The organism is Kitasatospora sp. NPDC059747, assembly GCF_042732955.1.
Classification (GTDB): Bacteria; Actinomycetota; Actinomycetes; order Streptomycetales; family Streptomycetaceae; genus Kitasatospora.
In genome coordinates this window covers 1-17,884 of record NZ_JBHWGV010000158.1, presented here as the reverse complement: position 1 = coordinate 17,884, position 17,884 = coordinate 1, and the positions used below count along the sequence as shown (strand labels likewise).

The window sequence follows — 17,884 nt, the reverse complement described above, 5'->3', positions numbered from 1 at the left end:
GATGACAGATAACAGATTTCGAAATCTGTTATCTGTCATCTGTTCGCCGAAAGTCGTTCGCGGCGCCCGCGCCCCCGCGCCCCCCTCGCCCCGTCACCGCTCCGCCCAGTCCCCCGAGGCGATCAGCGCCGGCCGCGCCCGCAGTTCCGCCGCCGCCGTCGGCCCGGCCAAGTACACCCACGCCTCTCGCGTCTCGCCCGACGCCGTCCGCACCGTCCGCCGTTGCCGTACGTACAGTCCCGCTCCGTCGGCCCGGCACTCCTCCAGTCGGTCCAGGTCCGCGAGCGCGCCCGCGTACGCGCCAGGGCGGACGGTGACGAGCTCACCCACGATCCGGCGCCCGGGCGTCGGGTCCGGCACCGCCCACGGGAACCCGGGACCGTCGTGGAGGGCGGCGCCCTCCAGGACCGCCGGCCGGATGTCGGCGCAGCGGCCCGCCAGGTGTACGGCGTGGTTGTGGCCGTCGCTGCGCAGGGTGCCGTAGACGAAGAACGGAAGCGACTCGTCGGACGGGCGCTGATCAGACACGGGTTCGACCTCTCGTCCGGGGGCGCCCACCGTACGTCCTCGTGCCCGACTGGTGATACCCACTGGCGTGCGGGCCCGCCGATGCGGTGTCATATCGGATGTTCTGCCAGCACCGTCCAAGGGGGACACCCGTGACAGCGCCCGCCTCCTCCCCATCGCCCGAAGCCTCCGCCGAGGACACCGACGGCGAAGCCTCTCCAGGCCCGGCCTCACCGGCGCCGGTCGCCGCCCCGGACTCGGCCGCCCCGGACTCGGCCTCCACGGGCTCCGCCTCCACGGGCTCCGCCTCCCCGGATCCCGCTGCCCCTCCCCGCCCGGCCCGGCTCAGTGGTGCGGTGTGGCTGGCGCTCGGCGTCGTCTACGTCGTCTGGGGCTCCACCTACCTGGCGATCCGGATCTCGGTCGAGACGATGCCGTCCTTCCTCTCCGCCGCCGCCCGGTTCCTGACCGCGGGCCTGCTGCTCGCCGGGTTCCTGCTGGTCCGGAGCGGCCCGGCCGGCCTGCGGGTGAGTGCGCGCCGGCTGGCCTCCTCGGCGCTGGTGGGCGTGCTCCTGCTGACCGGCGGCAACGGCCTCGTCGTGCTGGGCGAGCGCTCGGTCCCGTCCGGTCTGGCCGCCCTGCTGGTCGCGGCCGTCCCGCTCTGGATGGTGCTGCTGACGGCGTCCGGCGGCGAGCGGCCCCGGCCCGCCGAGCTGGCCGGCGTGCTGCTCGGCCTCGTCGGTCTCGGGGTGCTGTCCGCCCCCGCGTTCGGTGGGGACATCGCGCCGCTCGGCGTGATCGTGATCATCTGCGCCACGCTGACCTGGGCGGGCGGTTCGTTCGTCAGCAAGCGCCTGCCGATGCCGGGCAACGTGCTCGCCGCGAGCGCCTACCAGATGCTGGCGGGCGGCCTCGGCGACCTGCTGGTCGGCCTCGTGCACGGCGAGGCGCACGGGCTGGACGTCGCCGCGGTCTCCGGCCGGTCCTGGTTCGCGCTCGCGTACCTGGTGCTGTTCGGTTCGCTGCTCGCCTTCACCGCGTACGCGTGGCTGCTGCGGAACGCGCCGCTGACGCTGGTCTCGACGTACGCCTACGTGAACCCGGTCGTCGCGGTGCTCCTCGGCTGGCTGATCCTGTCCGAGCCGCTGACGGGCCCGACCCTCGCGGGCGGGGCGATCGTGGTGGCGGGCGTGTGCCTGGTGGTGAGCGCCAGTCGGAAGCCCGCTCGTCAGTGAGGACGACGTCGCCGGTCCGAGTCGACGACAAGGCGCGGCGCTGCCCGAGGCGTTGGGCTCCGACGGCCTGACGAGGCGCTGGTCGACACCCTCGTCGAGCGGACCGTTCCGGAGGCCTGACGGGCCGAACGCGACGTCCCGGCGGGGGAGTCGGGGTCAGAGCGCGTGCGGCGGGGTGCCCGTCCACCAGTTGCCGGGGGCCTCGGGGTCGCGGCTGGTCCAGAACTCGATGATGGCGGTGGTGAACTCCTCGGCGGAGAGCGTGCCGTCGCCGTCGCGGTCGAGCCGTCGGAAGGCCTCGTCGGCGTCGTCGCGCGAGAGGCCGACGAAGTGGCCGCGCTGGAAGACGAAGAACTCGCCCGCGTCGACCGTGCCGCTGCGGTCGGCGTCGGCCACGGCGAGGAAGGCCTCGGCGAGCGCCCCGAGGCTGGTGCGGGCGGCCTCCGGGTCGTCGGCCAGGGCGCCCGTCGAGCGGACGAACTGCTCCCTGGTGATCGACTCGGTGTCGGCCGGGAGATGGGCGAGGTGGAGGTCGTGCCAGATCGTCAGGTAGGCGCGGACGATGACCGCCTCCGCCTCCGAACCCTCCTGGTGGCCGAGCGAACGGGCGACCGAGTGGCCCATGAGGACGTGGTCCCGCTCGGTGATCAGCCCGTCGCCGTCGGCGTCGAGGTACCGGAACCCGTGATTGATCTTCGCGATGAGCAGATCGTCGGACATGTGTCCCCTTGGTTGGCGATCCCTGCCGGTGGAGTCCGCTTGATGGACCCCGGTTGACGGACCCGGTTGATGACGTTTGCCGGGCGTGCCGCAGATCTTGCCGGAGCACGACGCCAGCACGCTAGCGCTTCCGGCCACGGCCACGCAGTCGAACGGTGGCCCGACCGCTTCACAGCGCCGACTGCGCGCCGTCACCGACCCGCGCGCACTTCTCCGGCTCATTCGCACGACGACAGCGCACTCGCACGACGACTGCTCACACGCACCACGACAGCCCGTCCGCACGCCCCCGGCTCACTCGCACGACCACGACGACGGCCACGTGCGCCCCAGCAGCACCATCCCGATCCCGCACAGCACCGCGACCACCGCGAGCGACCACAGCGCGGCCCGGGCCCGCCGGGAGTACCGCCACCAGCCGGCCACCCACGAAAGCGCCGCCGCGACGGCCCCGAGGAGCCCCAGCCCGACCGCCCCGAGCGCCGGGACCAGCCAGGGCGGCCCGTCACCCTGGCAGGGCAGGTCCCGCTGGAACAGCTGCCAGCTCCCCGCCGCCCCGCCCGCGAGCGCCATCGCGGCCAGGCACACCCCCACCTGCGGCCACCGCACTGCGGGTCGTCCGCCCATCGATGCCCCCGTCCGCCCAGAGCCTGCTCCCGCACGGGTCCGCGCCCAACGGGGTCGGTGAACTCTCCCAGGGCGGACGGACCACGGGCGTCAGCCCCCGGACGGAGGCCTCGCAGCCGCATCCGGCCCGAACGGCGGGGGCGCGAGGACGCCGAAAGGCGCCCGCTCAGTCCTGGTGGCCGGCCGAGACGTACGCGTCGGGGAGGAGGTCGCGAACCCGGACGGCCCGCAGGGCCGGCCCGCGGCCGACGAGCACCTCGATGCCGGGGAAGTAGTCGAGCAGCACCTGGCGGCACCGGCCGCAGGGCGGGATGACGCCCCGCCCCTCGTCGCCGACCGCGACGATCGCGGTGAGGTCGTACGCGCCCTGGCCGGCCGCCGAGCCGATGAGGGCCAGCTCGGCGCAGGGCCCGCCGGTGAAGTGGTAAGCGTTCAGGGCCGTGACGATCCGCCCGTCGGCGTTGCGGGCGGCCGCGGCGACGGTGTGGTTGTCCGCGCGGGCGAAGCGGCGGGCGACGTCCTCGGCGGCGTCGACGAGCTCCCGGTGCGCGGCGGACAACGAGGACGGGGACGAAGACAGGGACGGGGGCTCGGCGGCGGACATATTGGGTGGGTCTCCCGGGTCGTTCGTGACAGGCTTCGAGCATGGACCGCAGCCCCCTGTCCGTGCCAACGCTCTCCGCCGGCCCGTTCGACCTGCGCCCGTGGCGGCTCAGCGACGCCGACGTACTCCGCGAGGCCGCCGCGGACCCGTACATCCCGCTGGTGACGACCGTCCCGGCCCGCTACGACGCGGACGCCGCGCGGGCCTTCGTCGAGCGGCAGTGGGCCAAGGCGGCGGCCGGCGGTGCCTACCCGTTCGCCGTCGCGCGCCGCGTCGACGAGCGGGCCGTCGGCTTCGTCGGGCTGTTCCCGCAGGGCGACGGCCGGGCCACGATCGGCTACTGGACGGCGGCCTCGGCCCGCGGCCTGGGCGTGGCCGGCCACGCCCTGCGCACGGTCGCGGACTGGGCGCTGCGTGAGGCCGGGCTGGCCCGGCTGGAACTGCACATCGAGCCGTGGAACACCGGCTCGCTGCGGGCGGCCGAGCGGGCCGGCTTCCGGCGCGAGGGCCTGCTCCGCGCCCACCGGACGATCGCCGGCGAGCGCCGCGACATGGAGCTGTACGCCCTCCTCGCGGCCGACCTGGAGCTTCAGCCGCCCACAGCGGCTCCTCCGGACGCCGTACGCGTACCCGCAAAGGACGTCGTGCGCGCATCCGGCCCGGGCGCCGCACGCGCGTTCGTCCCGGGCACGGCGGCCAGCAGCTCGCGCGTGTAGTCCGTGTGCGGCGCGGCGAACAGCCGGTCGCGGTCGGCGGACTCGACCAGCCGTCCCCGGTGCATCACGGCGACCCGGTCGCAGAAGTGCCGGACGACGGCGAGGTCGTGCGAGACGAACAGGAAGGCGACGCCGAGCCGTTCGCGCAGCTCCATCAGCAGGTTGAGCACCTGTGCCTGGACGGACACGTCGAGCGCGGAGACCGGTTCGTCCGCGATGATCAGCCGCGGCTGCGGGGCGAGCGCCCGCGCGATGCCGATCCGCTGGCGCTGCCCGCCGGAGAACTCGTGCGGGTAGCGGTCGAGGTGGTCGCCGGACAGGCCGACCTGTTCGAGCAGTTCGGCGGAGCGTTCGCGCCGCCCGGCGGCCGTGAGCGCGGTGTGCAGGCGCAGCGGGGTGTCGAGGGTCCGGGCGACGGTGCGGCGCGGGTTGAGCGAGGCATACGGGTCCTGGAAGACGAGCTGGACCTCGCGGCTGAGCCGGTGCCGCAGCGCGTGGTCGGGCCGGGCTACGCCGGAGTCGTCGTGGATCACCCGGCCGTCGTAGGCGACGCGTCCGCCGGTGGGTCGCTGAAGCCCGGCGAGGACGCGCGAGGTGGTGGACTTGCCGGAGCCGGACTCGCCGACGAGGCCGACGGTCTCCCCGGGGGCGATGCGCAGCCCGACGCCGTCGACGGCCTTGACGGTCTCGGTGCGCCCACCGGGGAAGCGGCGGCGTCCGGGGAAGTGGACGGCGAGGTCGTCCACTTCGACGAGCCAGCGCGCCGGATCGCGCAGCCGGTCCGTCACCCGCGCCCCGAACGTCCTGGTAGGTGACGGATCGTCAACAGTCGGAAGTGGGGAGCCTGGTACGGAGTCCAGCGTGAGTGCCGCTCCCACCAGTGCGCGGGTGTAGGGCTCTTGTGGATCGGCCAGCAGTCGGGCGGTGGGCGCGGACTCGACCGGGAGGCCCCCGCGCAGGACGAGGGTGCGGTCCGTCGTCCCGGCGACGACGCCGAGGTCGTGGCTGACCAGGAGCACGGCCGTGCCGTGCTCGCGCTGCAAGTCGCCCAGGAGGTCGAGCACTTGCTGTTGGACGCGGGCGTCGAGGGCGGTGGTCGGCTCGTCGGCGATGAGCACCTCGGGGTCGTTCATCAGCGCCATGGCGATCATCACCCGCTGGCGCATGCCGCCCGAGAACCGGTGCGGGTGGTCGCGGGCCCGGCCGGCCGGGATGCCGACCCGGTCGAGCATCGCGACCGCCCGTCGCCGGGCCTCGGCGCGACCGGTGCCGGGGTGGTGCAGCCGGTACATCTCGGCGAGTTGGGCGTCGACGCCGTGGAACGGGCTCAGTGAGGTGAGCGCGTCCTGGAAGACCAGCGCGATCCGGCCGCCGCGCACCCCGCGCAGGACCGACTCGTCGGCGCCCACCAACTCCCGGCCGTCCAGCCGGATCGAGCCGGTGACGGTGGTGGTCCGCGGATCGTGCAGGCCGAGCACGGCGAGCCCGGTCGCGGACTTGCCGGAGCCCGACTCGCCGACCAGGCCGAGGACTTCACCCCGGGCGAGGTCGAACGAGAGCCCCCGGACTGCGGCGACCGGCGGGCCGCCGCGCGGATCGGCGAAGGTGACGGACAGGTCGCGGACGCTCAGCACGGGTTCCGTGGACGACACATTGACTCCGGACGACATTGAACAACAACTCCCTTCGGACGGCGGGCGGCGGGCGGCGGACGGCGGGCGGCGGACGGCAGGCGGCAGACGGTGGGCAGCGGGCGGGCCTCAAGCCAGCCGGACGCGCGGATCGAGCCAGGCCACCACCACGTCGGCCAGCGCGACGAACAGGACGACGAAGCACGCGGCGAGCAGGACCGCCCCGACGACGGCGGGCAGGTCCTGCCCCTCCACCGCCTCCGCCGCGAACCGCCCGACGCCGTTGAGCCCGAACACCGTCTCGGTGATGACCGCCCCGCCCAGCAGCGCCCCGGTCTCCAGCCCGAGCAGCTGCACGAGCGGTCCGGCCGCGCCGCGCGACGTGTACTTGAGGTGGGCGCGCAGCCGGCCGAGGCCCTTGGCGCGCGCGGTGCGGACGTACTCCTCACCCATCGTCTCCAGCAGCTGCGAGCGCGAGAGCCGGGCGAAGACGGCCGAGTTGACGAAGCCGAGGACGAGCCAGGGCAGCAGCATCCCGCCCGCCCAGGCGGCGGGGTCGGTGGCCGGAGGGGTGTACGACGGCAGCGGAAGCAGGCCGGTCGAGTAGACGAGCGCCCACTGCGCGACGTACCCGAGGAAGTAGATCTGCACGCTGGCGCCGACGAGCGTGAACCCGGAGAGCAGCCGGTCCGTGCGCGTCCCGTGCCGCAGCGCGGAGACGAACCCGGTGCCGAGCCCGAGCACCACGAGCACGGCGAGCGCGCCGGCGGTGAGCGAGAGGGTGACGGGCAGGTGGTCGGCGAGGGCCTCGGTGACGGGCTGGTGCAGCCGGTAGGAGTAGCCGAGGCAGGGCGCGGAGCAGCGGATGACCGAGCCGTCGACGTCGCCGACGTCCCGCCCGGCGACGATCCCGGTCAGGTAGTCGGTGTACTGGGTGAGCAGCGGCCGGTCCAGGCCCATGCTCGCGCGGACCGCCGCCACCTGGGCGCCGTCGCAGCGCGGTCCGCAGGCGGCGCGGGCCGGGTCGGCGGGTGCGGCGTAGAACAGGGAGAAGGCGGCGGCGGAGACCGCGGCGAGCACGGCGAGGGCCTGGAGGGCCCGCCGCAGGGCGAAGGAGAACATCGTCGGAACCTTGAAACCTCGAAGTGAGCCTCGAACTGCCGGCCCGGCCCGATCTGTCCGAATCAAACCGAACCGAACCAAACCGGACCGGACTGAACAAGGCCGAACCGGACCGGACCAGGCCTGGCCGGATCAGGACTTCAGGTACAGCCAGGCGAGCCCGACCGTCCCGTAGATCGGGTGGATGAACGCCCCGCCGACGTTGCCGCCGCGCAGCTGGTTGGCGGTCGGGTAGGCGAACGGCAGCACCGGCACGTCCTTCATGACGGTCTGCTCCAGCGCGTACAGCTCCTTCGCCTTGGCGCGCGGCTCGCCGATCCCGTTGATCCGGTCGATCTCCTTGTCGACCGCCGGGTTGCGGTAGCGCGCGCTGTTGAGGTCGTTGCCGGCGCGGCCGTCGAAGGCGAAGGGGACGAGCGTGGACGGGGTCGGCCAGTCGACGGACGAGGTCTCCTCGTACAGGTCGTACGGGGAGTCGGCGCGGTGCACCTCGTCGAGGAAGGCCTTGGGGTCGATCGGCTTGGGCACGACGGTGATCCCGGCCCTGGCGAAGCCGTCGACGAGCACCTGCGCGACGCGCTGGCCGTCCGGCGTGTTCTTGTAGCCGTAGGTGAGGCTCGCGGGCGGCTGCTTGGCCTTGGCGAGTTGGGCCTTGGCGGCGTCCGGGTCGCCCTCGGGCCGGGCCGGGTAGAGGTCGTACTTCTGCCAGTCGATCAGGGCGGGCGAGCTGAGCGTGGTGGCGAGTTCGCCGATGCGGGAGCCGCCCTGGACCTGGCGGGCCTGCTGGCGCGGGTAGGCGAGGTGCAGGGCCTTGCGGACCTCGACGTCCGGCACGCGCTCGTTGTTGATCACGAGCTGGGTGACGAAGGCGCCCTGACGGCCGGAGACGACGAGGTCCTTGGCCTCGGGGTCGGTGTCGGCGGTCCGGTACAGCTCGGGGGAGAGCTCGTCGGAGGCGGTGGTGGCGTCGGCGCCGCCGTCGCGGCCGGAGAGGATCTCCTGGTTGATGTTGAGCGCCTCCTTGCCGTAGGTGAAGACGAACCGGTCCGGGTACTGGCTGCGGACGGGGTCGGTCTCGGCCTTCCAGTACGGGTTGCGCTCCAGCACCATGCGGGTGTTCTGGACGTGTTCGGCGATCCGGTAGGGGCCGGTGGCGAACGGCAGCCGGTCGTAGTCGGTGCCGGTGTCCTTGTCGCGGCGCACCGGCGCGGACGAGGACTGCGCGGCCATGTACGGCACGTCGGCCTGCGGCTGCGGGAAGTGGAAGACGACGGTGCGCTCGTCGGGCGTCTCGATGGCGGCGAGGTCGCCGTCCTGGGGGCCGGCGTACTTCTTGCGCGCGTCCTCGTAGCTCGCCTCGCCGGTGAGCCACTGGGGCCAGTACGGCGGGCCGACCTCGTAGCCCTTGCCGAAGGTGCGCTCGATGCCGTACTTGACGTCCTGGGCGGTGATCGGCTTGCCGTCCTCCCAGGCGACGCCGTCCTTGAGGCGGTAGGTCCAGGTGCGGCCGCCGTCGGCGGAGGTGCCGGTGTCGGTGGCGAGGTCGCCGACCAGCTTGGCCTTTCCGTCGACGACCTGATACTGCGTCAGTTGACGCCCCCAGAGCAGCGAGGCGTTGTACGCGGCGCCCGCGTACACCTTCTGCGGGTCGAGGTGGCGGAACTCGACGCTGTTGTACACGTTGACCGTCCCGCCCTTGCGGGCGCCGGGCACGGCCGGGGCGGGGCCGGCGCTCTCCTGCTCGCCGCCGAGCGCGGCGGTCAGCGGGGAGGTCTCCTTGGCGGCGGCCGGGTTCGCGGTGGAACCCGCGCCCGCGCCGGCCGAGCAGGAGGTCGCGAGGAGGGCGGTGGCGACGACGGCGAGGGACGGACCGGTCCTGCGGGTCCAGCGCATGGCGAATCTCTCCTTGCCCCGACATGCGGGGTCATCAGACGAACGAACGGGGAAAACGGGGCGAGGTCCGGGCGGCGAATCGCCGGATCAGCGCCGGCCCGACCGCGGGTCCAGGGAGTCCCGGACGGCGTCGCCGAGCAGGTTGAAGGCGAGGACGAAGAGCAGCAGTGCCACGCCGGGGAAGACCATGTACGTCGGGTCGGCCCGGAACACCTCGGCGCCGCGGGCGATCATCCGGCCCCAGTCCGGGACGGGCTCGGTGATCCCGACCCCGAGGAACGACAGCACCGCCTCCGAGGCGACGATCGCCGGCACCGCCATCGTCACGTGCACCAGCAGTTGCGAGCGGACGTTCGGCAGCAATTCCCGGACGACGACGTGGAAACCGCTCGCCCCCTGGGCGCGGGCGGATTGCACGAAATCCCGTTCCCGTAGCGAGCGCACGGTGGCCCGGAGGGAAAGCGCGAGCGGAATCCAGCCGAACGCGGCGAATACCAGGATCAGCACCAGGAACTGCATCCATTCCGGTTCCGCGGCGCCCGGATCGACCAGTCTCGACTGGATGACCGGGCTGAGCGCGAGCAGCAGGAGCAGGGTCGGAAAGGCGAGCAGCACGTTCGCGAGGAAACCGAACAGGCGGTCCGCGATTCCGCCGAGGTAGCCGACCGCGACACCGGCCAGCACGCCGAGCGCGGTCGTCACGGCGGCGGACGCGAAGGCGATCAGCAGCGAGGTGCGGATGCCGTACAGCAGCTGGGTGAACACGTCCCGGCCGAGGCCCGGCTCCAGGCCGAACCAGAAGTCGCCGGAGATGCCGCCGTTCGCCAGCACGGGCAGTCCGCCGTCGCTGAGCAGGCCCGGAGCGTTCTGGCCGTAGTGCTCGGTCGGGTTCTTCCCGTACAGGGCGGCGATCAGCGGGGCGGCGAGGGCGAGGAGCAGGAACAGCAGGACGACGGCGAGGGCGGTGGCGCCGACCCGGTCGCGCAGGATCCGGCGGACCGCACCGTCCGGGGCCGGCCGGACGGCGGAATCAGGTGCCGGGACTGTTTCGACGATGGCCATGCGAGGCGTACTCCAGAATTCTCCGCCGCCCTTTGGGGTGAGGGTGCGATGACGTGCATTTCCGAGCCGCCTCCGGGGGTTTCCCGGCGGCCGGCGCAATGCCATCAGATCGGATGCGATGGACCTCGGGCAAATCACTTCGAGCCGATGTGTTGCGCATTGTTTCGGCCGGTGCGACGGCTTCACGGCGCCGCAACACGCTCGTCGCAGGAGAACGGGCAAAAGCCCCCAAAGCATCCTCCCCGTCCCGCATTCTGAGATCTGCGCCACACCCCTGCGGGTATTGGTACGATCCGGGTGGGCCGCGACTGGCGCGTAGGGATGGAATCAACCATCGGGAAGCGGCCCCGTGCCCTGTCACGTGCAGTTGCCGAGCGCCTGGGCCGTCCGCATCCCCACCAGGAGACCGCCATGGCCGCCCAGCCCCAGCCCGAGCTTCAGCCCGAGTCCCGGCACCAGCCCGAGCCCCTTCCGCAGCCCCACACCGCCGCCGACGCCGCCGCGAACACCGCCTTCCGCAGCGCCCTCGACGTCGTCGCGGGCGTCGAACCGCGCATCGCCGCCGCCATCGGCCGGGAGATCGAGGACCAGCGCGCCTCCCTCAAGCTGATCGCCAGCGAGAACTACGCCTCCCCGGCCGTCCTGCTCGCCATGGGCAACTGGCTCAGCGACAAGTACGCCGAGGGCACCGCCGGGCGCCGCTTCTACGCCGGCTGCCGCAACGTCGACACCGTCGAGACCGTCGCCGCCGAGCACGCCCGCGCCCTGTTCGGCGCCGACCACGCCTACGTCCAGCCGCACTCCGGCATCGACGCCAACCTGACCGCCTTCTGGGCCGTCCTCTCCCAGCGCGTCGAGAGCCCGGCCCTGGAGCGCGCCGAGGTGCGCAACGTCAACGACCTCACCGAGCAGGACTGGGCGCGGCTGCGCCACGAGCTCGGCAACCAGCGGATGCTCGGCATGTCCCTGGACACCGGCGGCCACCTCACCCACGGCTTCCGGCCCAACATCTCGGGCAAGATGTTCGAGCAGCGCAGCTACGGCACCGACCCGGCGACCGGCCTGATCGACTACGACGCGCTGCGCGAGACGGCCCGCGAGTTCCGCCCGCTCATCCTGGTGGCCGGGTACTCCGCCTACCCGCGGCGCGTGGACTTCCGCCGGATGCGCGAGATCGCGGACGAGGTCGGCGCGACGCTCATGGTCGACATGGCGCACTTCGCGGGCCTCGTCGCGGGCAAGGTGTTCACCGGCGACTTCGACCCGGTGCCGCACGCCCACATCGTCACCACGACCACCCACAAGTCGCTGCGCGGCCCGCGCGGCGGCATGGTGCTGTCCACCGCCGAGCTCGCCGAACACGTCGACCGCGGCTGCCCGCTGGTCCTCGGCGGCCCGCTCTCGCACGTCATGGCCGCCAAGGCGGTCGCGTTCGCCGAGGCCCGCCGCCCCGAGTTCCGGGCCTACGCCCAGGCCGTCGTCGACAACGCGCAGGCACTCGCCGAGGGCCTGCTGCGCCGCGGCGGCACGCTCGTCACCGGCGGCACGGACAACCACCTGGTCCTCGCCGACGTCTCCGGCCTCGGCCTGACCGGCCGCCAGGCCGAGGCGGCGCTCCTGGACGCGGGCGTCGTCACCAACCGCAACTCCGTCCCGCAGGACCCGAACGGCGCCTGGTACACCTCCGGCGTCCGCCTCGGCACCCCCGCGCTCACCACCCGCGGCCTCGGCGCCGCCGAGATGGACGAGATCGCGGGCCTCATCGACACCGTGCTGCGCGCCACGACCCCCACCACGACCGCGAACGGCGCCCCGTCGAAGGCCCAGTACGTCCTGGACGCCGCCGTCCGCGACGGCATCGCCAAGCGCGCCGCCGACCTGCTCGCGCCCTTCCCGCTCTACCCGGGCGTCGACCTGGTCTGACCGCCGAAGTCCTTGGGGGCGGGACGCGTTGACGCGTCCCACCCCCAAGTCCGACGGCTCGCGCCGAGGTCAGTACTGCAGCGACTTGTACTGCAGGAACTCCTCCAGGCCGTGGCGGCCGAGCTCGCGGCCGAGGCCCGAGCTCTTGTAACCGCCGAACGGGGCCAGGGGGTTGAAGCGGCCGCCGTTGAGGTCGACCTGGCCGGTGTCGAGGCGGCGGGCGAAGGCGGCGGCGGTGTCGGTGTCGGCCGCCCAGACGCCGCCGGCCAGGCCGTACTCGGTGCCGTTGGCGAGCTCGGCGGCGTGGTCCTCGTCGCGGTAGGGGAGGACCACCACCACCGGGCCGAAGACCTCCTCCTGAGCTACCGTCATGTCCGGTGTGACGTCGGCGAGTACGGTCGGGCGGACGTAGAAGCCGACGGGAAGGTCGGCGATCGGCTCGGGACCCCCGGCGACCACCCGGGCGCCCTCGGTGATCGCTCCCTCCAGGTAACTGCGCACCCGCGCCTGCTGCTTGGCGTTGACCACCGGACCGATCCGGGTCCGCGCATCGGCCGGATCGCCGGGGACGTACTTCTCGGCGGCCTTCGCCGCTATGGAGACGGCCTCCTCGTAGTGGTCCCGGTGCACCAGCAGCCTCGTCCACGCGCTGCACGTCTGGCCCGAGTTGGCGAACACATTGGCCACGTTGACGTTGACCGCGCGGGTCAGGTCGGCGCCGGGCAGCACCACGTTGGCGGACTTGCCGCCCAGTTCCAGGGCGACCCGCTTCAGGCCGCGCCCGGCCGTCTCGGCGACCGCGCGGCCGACGGCGGTCGACCCGGTGAACGACACGACGTCCACGTCCCGGTGGGCGGCGAGCGCCGCACCGGCCACCGCACCGGTGCCGGTCACCAGGTTGAACACGCCCGCGGGGAAGCCCGCTTCGTGGACCAGCCGGGCGAACAGCCGTGCCACCAGCGGCGTGTCCTCGGCCGGCTTGAGGACCACCGGGCAGCCGGCCGCCAGCGCCGGGACGACCTTGGCCACGATCTGGTGCAGCGGGTAGTTCCACGGTGTGATCGCCGCGACCACGCCGGCCGGCTCGGCCAGCACCAGCGAGTTGCCGATCCGCTCCTCGAAGGGGTGCTCGGCGAGCAGCGCCAGGTAGGAGGACGCGACGGTCAGCGGCAGTCCGGCGTGGACGGCGGCCGCGAAGCCCACCGGGGCGCCCAGTTCGGCGACCACCGTCGCGGTGATCTCGTCCTGCGCCCCGGCGATGCCGTCCCGGAGCCGGGTGAGCAGTGCGAGCCGCTCCTCACGGGTGGTGGCGCCCCAGGCCCGCGCCGCCCGGCGGGCCGCGCCCACCGCGGCGTCCACGTCGGCCGCGCCGCCGGCCGGCACGGTGGCGATCACCCGTTCGGTCGCGGGGTTCAGCACCTCGATCGACCCGGTGTCCCCGGAGGGGCGCCAGGCGCCGTCGACGTACTGGTCCGCGTGGTCCCCGAACCACCGGCCGCCCTGCTCGTCCCCGCCCGACCCGTCGTTCCGCGCGTCCTGCTCCGCGTCGTGCTGCACCGATGGTCCTCTCGTCCGCCTGGCCTTCCGACCGCGCTCCACCGCGTTTGACCGCGCTCAACCCAGCGCTGGTCCAAAGGCCCAGTCAAGGCGGCCGGGGCGGCCGTGCGCAAGAGCCAATCCGCTCCGGCGGACCCGACGGTCAGCGCGGCGCGAACCGCGAGGTGTACTCGGCGAACGGCTCGATCCCCACGTCGGCCCGCCGCTCGTCCAGCCGCTCCGGGTCCTCGCAGGGCCACGGCACCGGGCGGCCGTCCGTGACCGCGCCGATCTGCGTGCCGTACCGCTGCTCGTGCCCCTCGTTGACGGCGAGCCGGTCCTGAAGGAACGCCAGGTCGCGCGCGCTCGCGGCGCCGTCCGCGACGGCCACGGCCATCAGCTCCACGGCCCGGCGCTGGACGTCCAGTTGGCGGTCGGCGTGCTGGGCGACCAGCCAGGCGGCCTTCGCCGCGTCGGCTCCGACCAGTGCCTCGGTGGGCCAGCCGTGCTCGGCCATGATCGCGGCCAGCCGGTCCCCGTGCCCGGTGGTGAGCCGCCGCCAGGCGGCCTGCTCGGCGAGGTCGGTGCTGTTGGCGAGCCGCACGGCGGCGGCGTCCTCGGTCATCATCGCCGTCAATTCCCCGGCCAGCGCGGTGAGATCTCGCTCGGTCTTCGTCATGTCGCTCCGTTCCCCATTCCCGGCCCACCGCAGTGGGGGCCGACGGTGTCCCACCGTAGGCGGCCGAAAAGCAACGAAGATCATTCCAAGGAATGGTGACTCTGTGGAGCGGAGAGGGCACAATGGATGTACGTGATCGGTGCGGCCGTGCCCACTCCCGGCCCGATGCGACGGTCCACAAATTCTGCGTCCGAAAGGCTCCTCAATCGCGCGGACGGCGCTGTAGATTGCAGCGAACTCAGCGGTGGGGGGCTACGGTTGGCGGCGGGTGCAAGACGTGTGCACACCGTCGGCACGTCGTGCGCCCCCGCGGTGGGCGGGAGGGCGCCACCGCTCTGAGGTCTGGCTCGAATCCGCAGGTCATCCGTACCGCAAAAGGAGCTTCCCCGTGACCGACGCCGCGTTCACCGACGAGCAGCCCCGGCCCGCCGAGCCGGCCTCGCTGGACGACGTGCCGGGGTGGTTCTGGGACCACGACCGGCATTCCTTCGAGTGGTTCCTGGGGCGCCAGGAGAAGGCCGGCGTCACGGGCGACCTGCTGGAAATGGGCGCATACCTGGGGCGCAGCGCCATCGTCATCGGGGAGCACCTCCAGCCCGGCGAGTCATTCACCGTCTGTGACCTCTTCGACTCGGACGCGCCGGACGACGAGAATGCCGCTGAAATGGACATGTCCTACCGCAATACGCTGAGCCGAACGGCCTTCGAGTCGAACTACCTGTCGTTCCACGGCGAGCTGCCGGAGATCATCCAGGCGCCGACCTCGACGCTGGCGGGCGGACGGATAGCGGCGGGCGCGTTCCGGTTCATCCACATCGACGCCTCGCACCTGTACGAGCACGTGGTCGGCGACCTCCAGGTGGCCCGCGTCGCGCTGCAGGACCAGGGCGTCGTGGTGCTCGACGACTACCGCTCCCAGCACACCCCGGGTGTCGCCGCCGCCACCTGGGAGGCCGTGTTCAACCACGGGCTCAAGCCGGTCCTGCTCACCGAGTGCAAGTTCTACGGCACCTGGGGGGACCCGGAGCCCTTCCAGCGGGACCTGCTCGACCGGGTGGACCTCGCCGAGGGCTGTGAGCTGAGCGCCGAGACCCTCAACGGCCGGCAGATGCTGCGCATGACCGGTACCTCGGAGGGCATCGAGCCGTTCCGGCCGTCCCGCCACCACAAGCGGCTCGTCGCGCTGAACGCCCGCCACCAGGCCGACCAGGCCGCCGACGACTCCCGTCGGGCGCTCCTGGAGTCGCAGGAGGAGGCCGCCCGCGACCTCGCCGCCCGCCGTGCCCGGGCCGCCGAGCAGCGCCGCCCGGTCAACGTCGCCAAGCGCGCCGCCCGCGACCTGCTCCCCCCGGTGGTCACCTCGGCGATCCGCCGCGCCCGCCGGGGCTGAGGACGGGCGGCGGCCGACAGCTGTCAGCTGACAAGTAACAGATAACAGATTTCAGCGAACAGATTTTGAAATCTGTTCGCTGAAATCCGTCCGCCGTCCGCCCTCCCCCCGCTCGCCCGCCCCCGGAACGCGCGAGTGCCGGCCGAGCCAAGCTCGACCGGCACTCCCGTGTTCGGCTCCCAGCCTCAGGCCGTCACGCCCGCGACGGCTCCGGCGACGCCGACTCCGACGCCGACTCCGGCCCCGGGCCCGACGCGGCGTCCTGCGCGCCGGACGCGCCCTCGGCCTCGCTCAGCTCGCGGCGGACCTCCGCCAGGGACGGGTTCGCCCAGGCGCTCGCGACGCCCCAGCGGTAGAACGCGAGACCGATCGCGGCGACGATCAGCAGGTCCCAGCCCTCGGGCAGGTAGCCGTGCCCGCCGAAGTCGGAGCTGCCCGCCCACGAGACGCCGGCCATCACGAACAGGTACGCGACCATCCAGGCGCCCGCGATCAGGTGCGGACGCAGCACGGCCCACGGCTTGCGCAGCTCGTACCAGGCCCAGATCGGCAGGCCGGCGGCCATCAGCAGGATGACCTTGCCGGTCAGCGGCCAGCGGGCCCAGTACAGGACCAGCGAGCCGAAGACCATCGCGACCGGCGCGATGACCGGCATCGCGCGCAGCCGCACCGGGCGCGGCAGGTCCGGGGCGAGGCGGCGCAGCGCCATGACGGCGACCGGGCCGGTGATGTACGAGATGACGGTCGCGACCGAGACGATCTCGGCGAGCGAACCCCAGCCGCGGAAGACGGCCAGGAACAGGAACGCGACGCCGAGGTTGAGCAGCAGCGCGGGGCGCGGGATGCCGGTCTTGGGGTCGACCTTGCCGAAGAGCTTCGGCAGGTGGCCGTTCTCCTGGACGCCGTGGATCATGCGCGAGGTGGTGGCGGCGTAGATCATGCCGGTGCCGGAGGGCGAGATGAACGCGTCCGCGTACAGCAGGATCGCGAGCCAGTTGATGCCCCAGGCGATGGCGAGGTCGGCGAGCGGCGAGGTGTAGCCGAGGCCGCTCCAGCCCTGCGACAGGTCGGCGGCCGGGATGGCGCCGAGGAAGGCGATCTGCAGCGCGACGTAGATCACCAGGGCGATCAGGATGGACCCGATGACGGCCTTGGGCAGCGACTTGCCGGGGTCGCGGGCCTCGCCGGCCAGGTTGAGCGGCGACTGGAAGCCGTTGAAGGCCCAGACGATGCCGGAGACGGCGACGGCGGTGAACACCGCGCTCCAGCCGTTCGGCGCGAAGCCGCCGTGGTCGGTGAAGTGCGCGGTGTCGAAGTGCGCGAGGAGCAGCGCGCCGGCGGTCAGGGTCGGGACGATGACCTTGAAGACGGTGATCGCGGTGTTGGTCTTGGCGAACAGCGTGATCGCGAACCAGTTGAGGGCGAAGTAGACGAGCAGCAGCACGCTCGCGAGGGCGACGCCGCTGATGGTCAGTTCCTGCCCGTTGTACAGCCCCTTGGCCCAGCCGAAGTGCCAGGAGCTCATGTACTGGACGGACGCCGTGGCCTCGCCGGGGATGACCGAGACGATGGCGATCCAGTTGGCCCAGGCGGCGAGGTAGCCGGCCAGCGAGCCGTGCGAGTACTGGCCGTAGCGGACCATGCCGCCGGCCTTGGGGAACATCGACCCGAGCTCGCTGTAGGTGAGGGCGATGGTCAGGGCCACGGCGGCGCCGATCACCCAGGCGAGGATCGAGGCGGGGCCGGCGAGCTTGGCGGCCCGCTCGGCGCCGAACAGCCACCCGGACCCGATGATCGAGCCCAGCCCGACGGCGGTGAGGCTGATGGTGCCGAGCGAGCGTCGGTAGTGGTTCTGGTGCGATGCCGCTGACGGCTCGGGCTCACTCAACGTATCGGTCCTCTCGCTCGGGGTCGACGGGTGGTGTCGTGGTTTTTACGGTCATGAGTCGGTATTCCGGACACAAACGCCCAGCAGCCTATGGGGCGAAAAAGGGCGTTTACCTCAGGGGAAGCTCAAACCGTCCGATCGTTGCCATCTCGTGTCCGGTCTCCGGGGCTCCGACGCCCTCGGAACGCCGCTGTGGCCGGGCCCAGTGGGCCTGCCGGGCCCGGGCCCGGCCACAGCGGCGGAGAAAAACAAAAAATTCCCCGTGGAATCATTGCGGATCCACGGGGAATTCGATGGTGTCCGAGGGGGGACTTGAACCCCCACGCCCGATAAAGGGCACTAGCACCTCAA

General features: G+C 72.7%; 14 protein-coding genes, 1 pseudogene and 1 riboswitch. Of the genes and pseudogenes, 4 read left to right on the top strand and 11 right to left on the bottom strand.

The features are described from left to right. Positions 1-93: 93 nt before the first annotated feature. Positions 94-528 carry a gamma-glutamylcyclotransferase family protein gene (locus tag ACFV4G_RS39315; RefSeq protein WP_380447672.1) on the bottom strand — a complete coding sequence of 145 codons (435 nt, stop codon included), beginning with the start codon at positions 526-528 and terminating at the stop codon, positions 94-96. A 131-nt stretch (positions 529-659) separates the two neighbouring features. Between ACFV4G_RS39315 and ACFV4G_RS39310 the strand changes: the two genes are divergently transcribed. Continuing rightward, positions 660-1,742 carry an EamA family transporter gene (locus ACFV4G_RS39310; RefSeq protein WP_380447670.1) on the top strand — a complete coding sequence of 361 codons (1,083 nt, stop codon included), beginning with the start codon at positions 660-662 and terminating at the stop codon, positions 1,740-1,742. A gap of 156 nt (positions 1,743-1,898) precedes the next feature. On the opposite strand, the gene ACFV4G_RS39305 is transcribed toward ACFV4G_RS39310, so the two are convergent. The 3 genes from ACFV4G_RS39305 to ACFV4G_RS39295 all read right to left on the bottom strand — a co-directional run bounded on the left by ACFV4G_RS39305 (position 1,899) and on the right by ACFV4G_RS39295 (position 3,693). Further along, positions 1,899-2,462: an EF-hand domain-containing protein gene (locus ACFV4G_RS39305; protein ID WP_380447668.1), complete on the bottom strand. Its 564-nt coding sequence runs from the start codon at positions 2,460-2,462 to the stop codon at positions 1,899-1,901. Positions 2,463-2,756: 294 nt separating this feature from the next. Further along, on the bottom strand, positions 2,757-3,089 hold the full coding sequence (locus ACFV4G_RS39300; protein WP_380447666.1) for a hypothetical protein: 333 nt from the start codon (positions 3,087-3,089) through the stop codon (positions 2,757-2,759). A 166-nt stretch (positions 3,090-3,255) separates the two neighbouring features. Continuing rightward, positions 3,256-3,693 carry a cytidine deaminase family protein gene (locus ACFV4G_RS39295; protein WP_380447664.1) on the bottom strand — a complete coding sequence of 146 codons (438 nt, stop codon included), beginning with the start codon at positions 3,691-3,693 and terminating at the stop codon, positions 3,256-3,258. Positions 3,694-3,734: 41 nt separating this feature from the next. Here ACFV4G_RS39295 and ACFV4G_RS39290 point away from each other — a divergent pair. Then, positions 3,735-4,181, top strand: a pseudogene (locus tag ACFV4G_RS39290) (GNAT family N-acetyltransferase); the annotation flags it as partial. Positions 4,182-4,282: 101 nt separating this feature from the next. Here ACFV4G_RS39290 and ACFV4G_RS39285 read toward each other — a convergent pair. The 4 genes from ACFV4G_RS39285 to ACFV4G_RS39270 all read right to left on the bottom strand — a co-directional run bounded on the left by ACFV4G_RS39285 (position 4,283) and on the right by ACFV4G_RS39270 (position 10,117). Next, complete coding sequence (locus ACFV4G_RS39285) at positions 4,283-6,079, bottom strand: dipeptide ABC transporter ATP-binding protein (RefSeq protein ID WP_380447662.1); 1,797 nt, start codon at positions 6,077-6,079, stop codon at positions 4,283-4,285. 90 nt (positions 6,080-6,169) lie between these two features. Further along, positions 6,170-7,162, bottom strand: a complete 993-nt coding sequence (locus ACFV4G_RS39280) for an ABC transporter permease (protein ID WP_380447660.1) — start codon at positions 7,160-7,162, stop codon at positions 6,170-6,172. Positions 7,163-7,294: 132 nt separating this feature from the next. Continuing rightward, positions 7,295-9,055 (bottom strand): ABC transporter substrate-binding protein, encoded by a 1,761-nt coding sequence (locus ACFV4G_RS39275; RefSeq protein ID WP_380447658.1) that lies wholly within the window; start codon positions 9,053-9,055, stop codon positions 7,295-7,297. 87 nt (positions 9,056-9,142) lie between these two features. Continuing rightward, entirely contained in the window at positions 9,143-10,117 is a 975-nt protein-coding gene (locus ACFV4G_RS39270; protein ID WP_380447656.1) for an ABC transporter permease, read from the bottom strand. A 294-nt stretch (positions 10,118-10,411) separates the two neighbouring features. Further along, positions 10,412-10,508, top strand: a riboswitch (ZMP/ZTP riboswitch). Positions 10,509-10,528: 20 nt separating this feature from the next. Here ACFV4G_RS39270 and ACFV4G_RS39265 point away from each other — a divergent pair. Then, positions 10,529-12,040, top strand: coding sequence for a glycine hydroxymethyltransferase (locus tag ACFV4G_RS39265; RefSeq protein ID WP_380447654.1), 1,512 nt, complete (start codon positions 10,529-10,531; stop codon positions 12,038-12,040). A 69-nt stretch (positions 12,041-12,109) separates the two neighbouring features. Here the strand turns inward: ACFV4G_RS39265 and ACFV4G_RS39260 are convergent, their stop codons facing one another. Continuing rightward, a complete protein-coding gene (locus ACFV4G_RS39260) occupies positions 12,110-13,597 on the bottom strand; it encodes an aldehyde dehydrogenase family protein (RefSeq protein ID WP_380447653.1) in 1,488 nt (495 codons plus the stop codon). A gap of 142 nt (positions 13,598-13,739) precedes the next feature. Next, entirely contained in the window at positions 13,740-14,255 is a 516-nt protein-coding gene (locus ACFV4G_RS39255; protein WP_380447651.1) for a DUF6624 domain-containing protein, read from the bottom strand. Between the two features lie 388 nt (positions 14,256-14,643). Here ACFV4G_RS39255 and ACFV4G_RS39250 point away from each other — a divergent pair, with 388 nt between their 5' ends. Continuing rightward, entirely contained in the window at positions 14,644-15,645 is a 1,002-nt protein-coding gene (locus tag ACFV4G_RS39250) for a class I SAM-dependent methyltransferase (protein WP_380447649.1), read from the top strand. 193 nt (positions 15,646-15,838) lie between these two features. Here the strand turns inward: ACFV4G_RS39250 and ACFV4G_RS39245 are convergent, their stop codons facing one another. Further along, positions 15,839-17,533 carry an APC family permease gene (locus ACFV4G_RS39245; protein WP_380447647.1) on the bottom strand — a complete coding sequence of 565 codons (1,695 nt, stop codon included), beginning with the start codon at positions 17,531-17,533 and terminating at the stop codon, positions 15,839-15,841. Positions 17,534-17,884: the final 351 nt, after the last annotated feature.

What these genes read in the sequence shown, in the direction of transcription:
- ACFV4G_RS39305 (WP_380447668.1), bottom strand. Translation starts at nt 2,462, where the DNA reads ATGTCCGACGATCTGCTCATCGCGAAGATCAATCACGGGTTCCGGTAC.
- ACFV4G_RS39300 (WP_380447666.1), bottom strand. Translation starts at nt 3,089, where the DNA reads ATGGGCGGACGACCCGCAGTGCGGTGGCCGCAGGTGGGGGTGTGCCTG.
- ACFV4G_RS39295 (WP_380447664.1), bottom strand. Translation starts at nt 3,693, where the DNA reads ATGTCCGCCGCCGAGCCCCCGTCCCTGTCTTCGTCCCCGTCCTCGTTG.
- ACFV4G_RS39285 (WP_380447662.1), bottom strand. Translation starts at nt 6,079, where the DNA reads ATGTCGTCCGGAGTCAATGTGTCGTCCACGGAACCCGTGCTGAGCGTC.
- ACFV4G_RS39280 (WP_380447660.1), bottom strand. Translation starts at nt 7,162, where the DNA reads ATGTTCTCCTTCGCCCTGCGGCGGGCCCTCCAGGCCCTCGCCGTGCTC.
- ACFV4G_RS39275 (WP_380447658.1), bottom strand. Translation starts at nt 9,055, where the DNA reads ATGCGCTGGACCCGCAGGACCGGTCCGTCCCTCGCCGTCGTCGCCACC.
- ACFV4G_RS39270 (WP_380447656.1), bottom strand. Translation starts at nt 10,117, where the DNA reads ATGGCCATCGTCGAAACAGTCCCGGCACCTGATTCCGCCGTCCGGCCG.
- ACFV4G_RS39265 (WP_380447654.1), top strand. Translation starts at nt 10,529, where the DNA reads ATGGCCGCCCAGCCCCAGCCCGAGCTTCAGCCCGAGTCCCGGCACCAG.
- ACFV4G_RS39255 (WP_380447651.1), bottom strand. Translation starts at nt 14,255, where the DNA reads ATGACGAAGACCGAGCGAGATCTCACCGCGCTGGCCGGGGAATTGACG.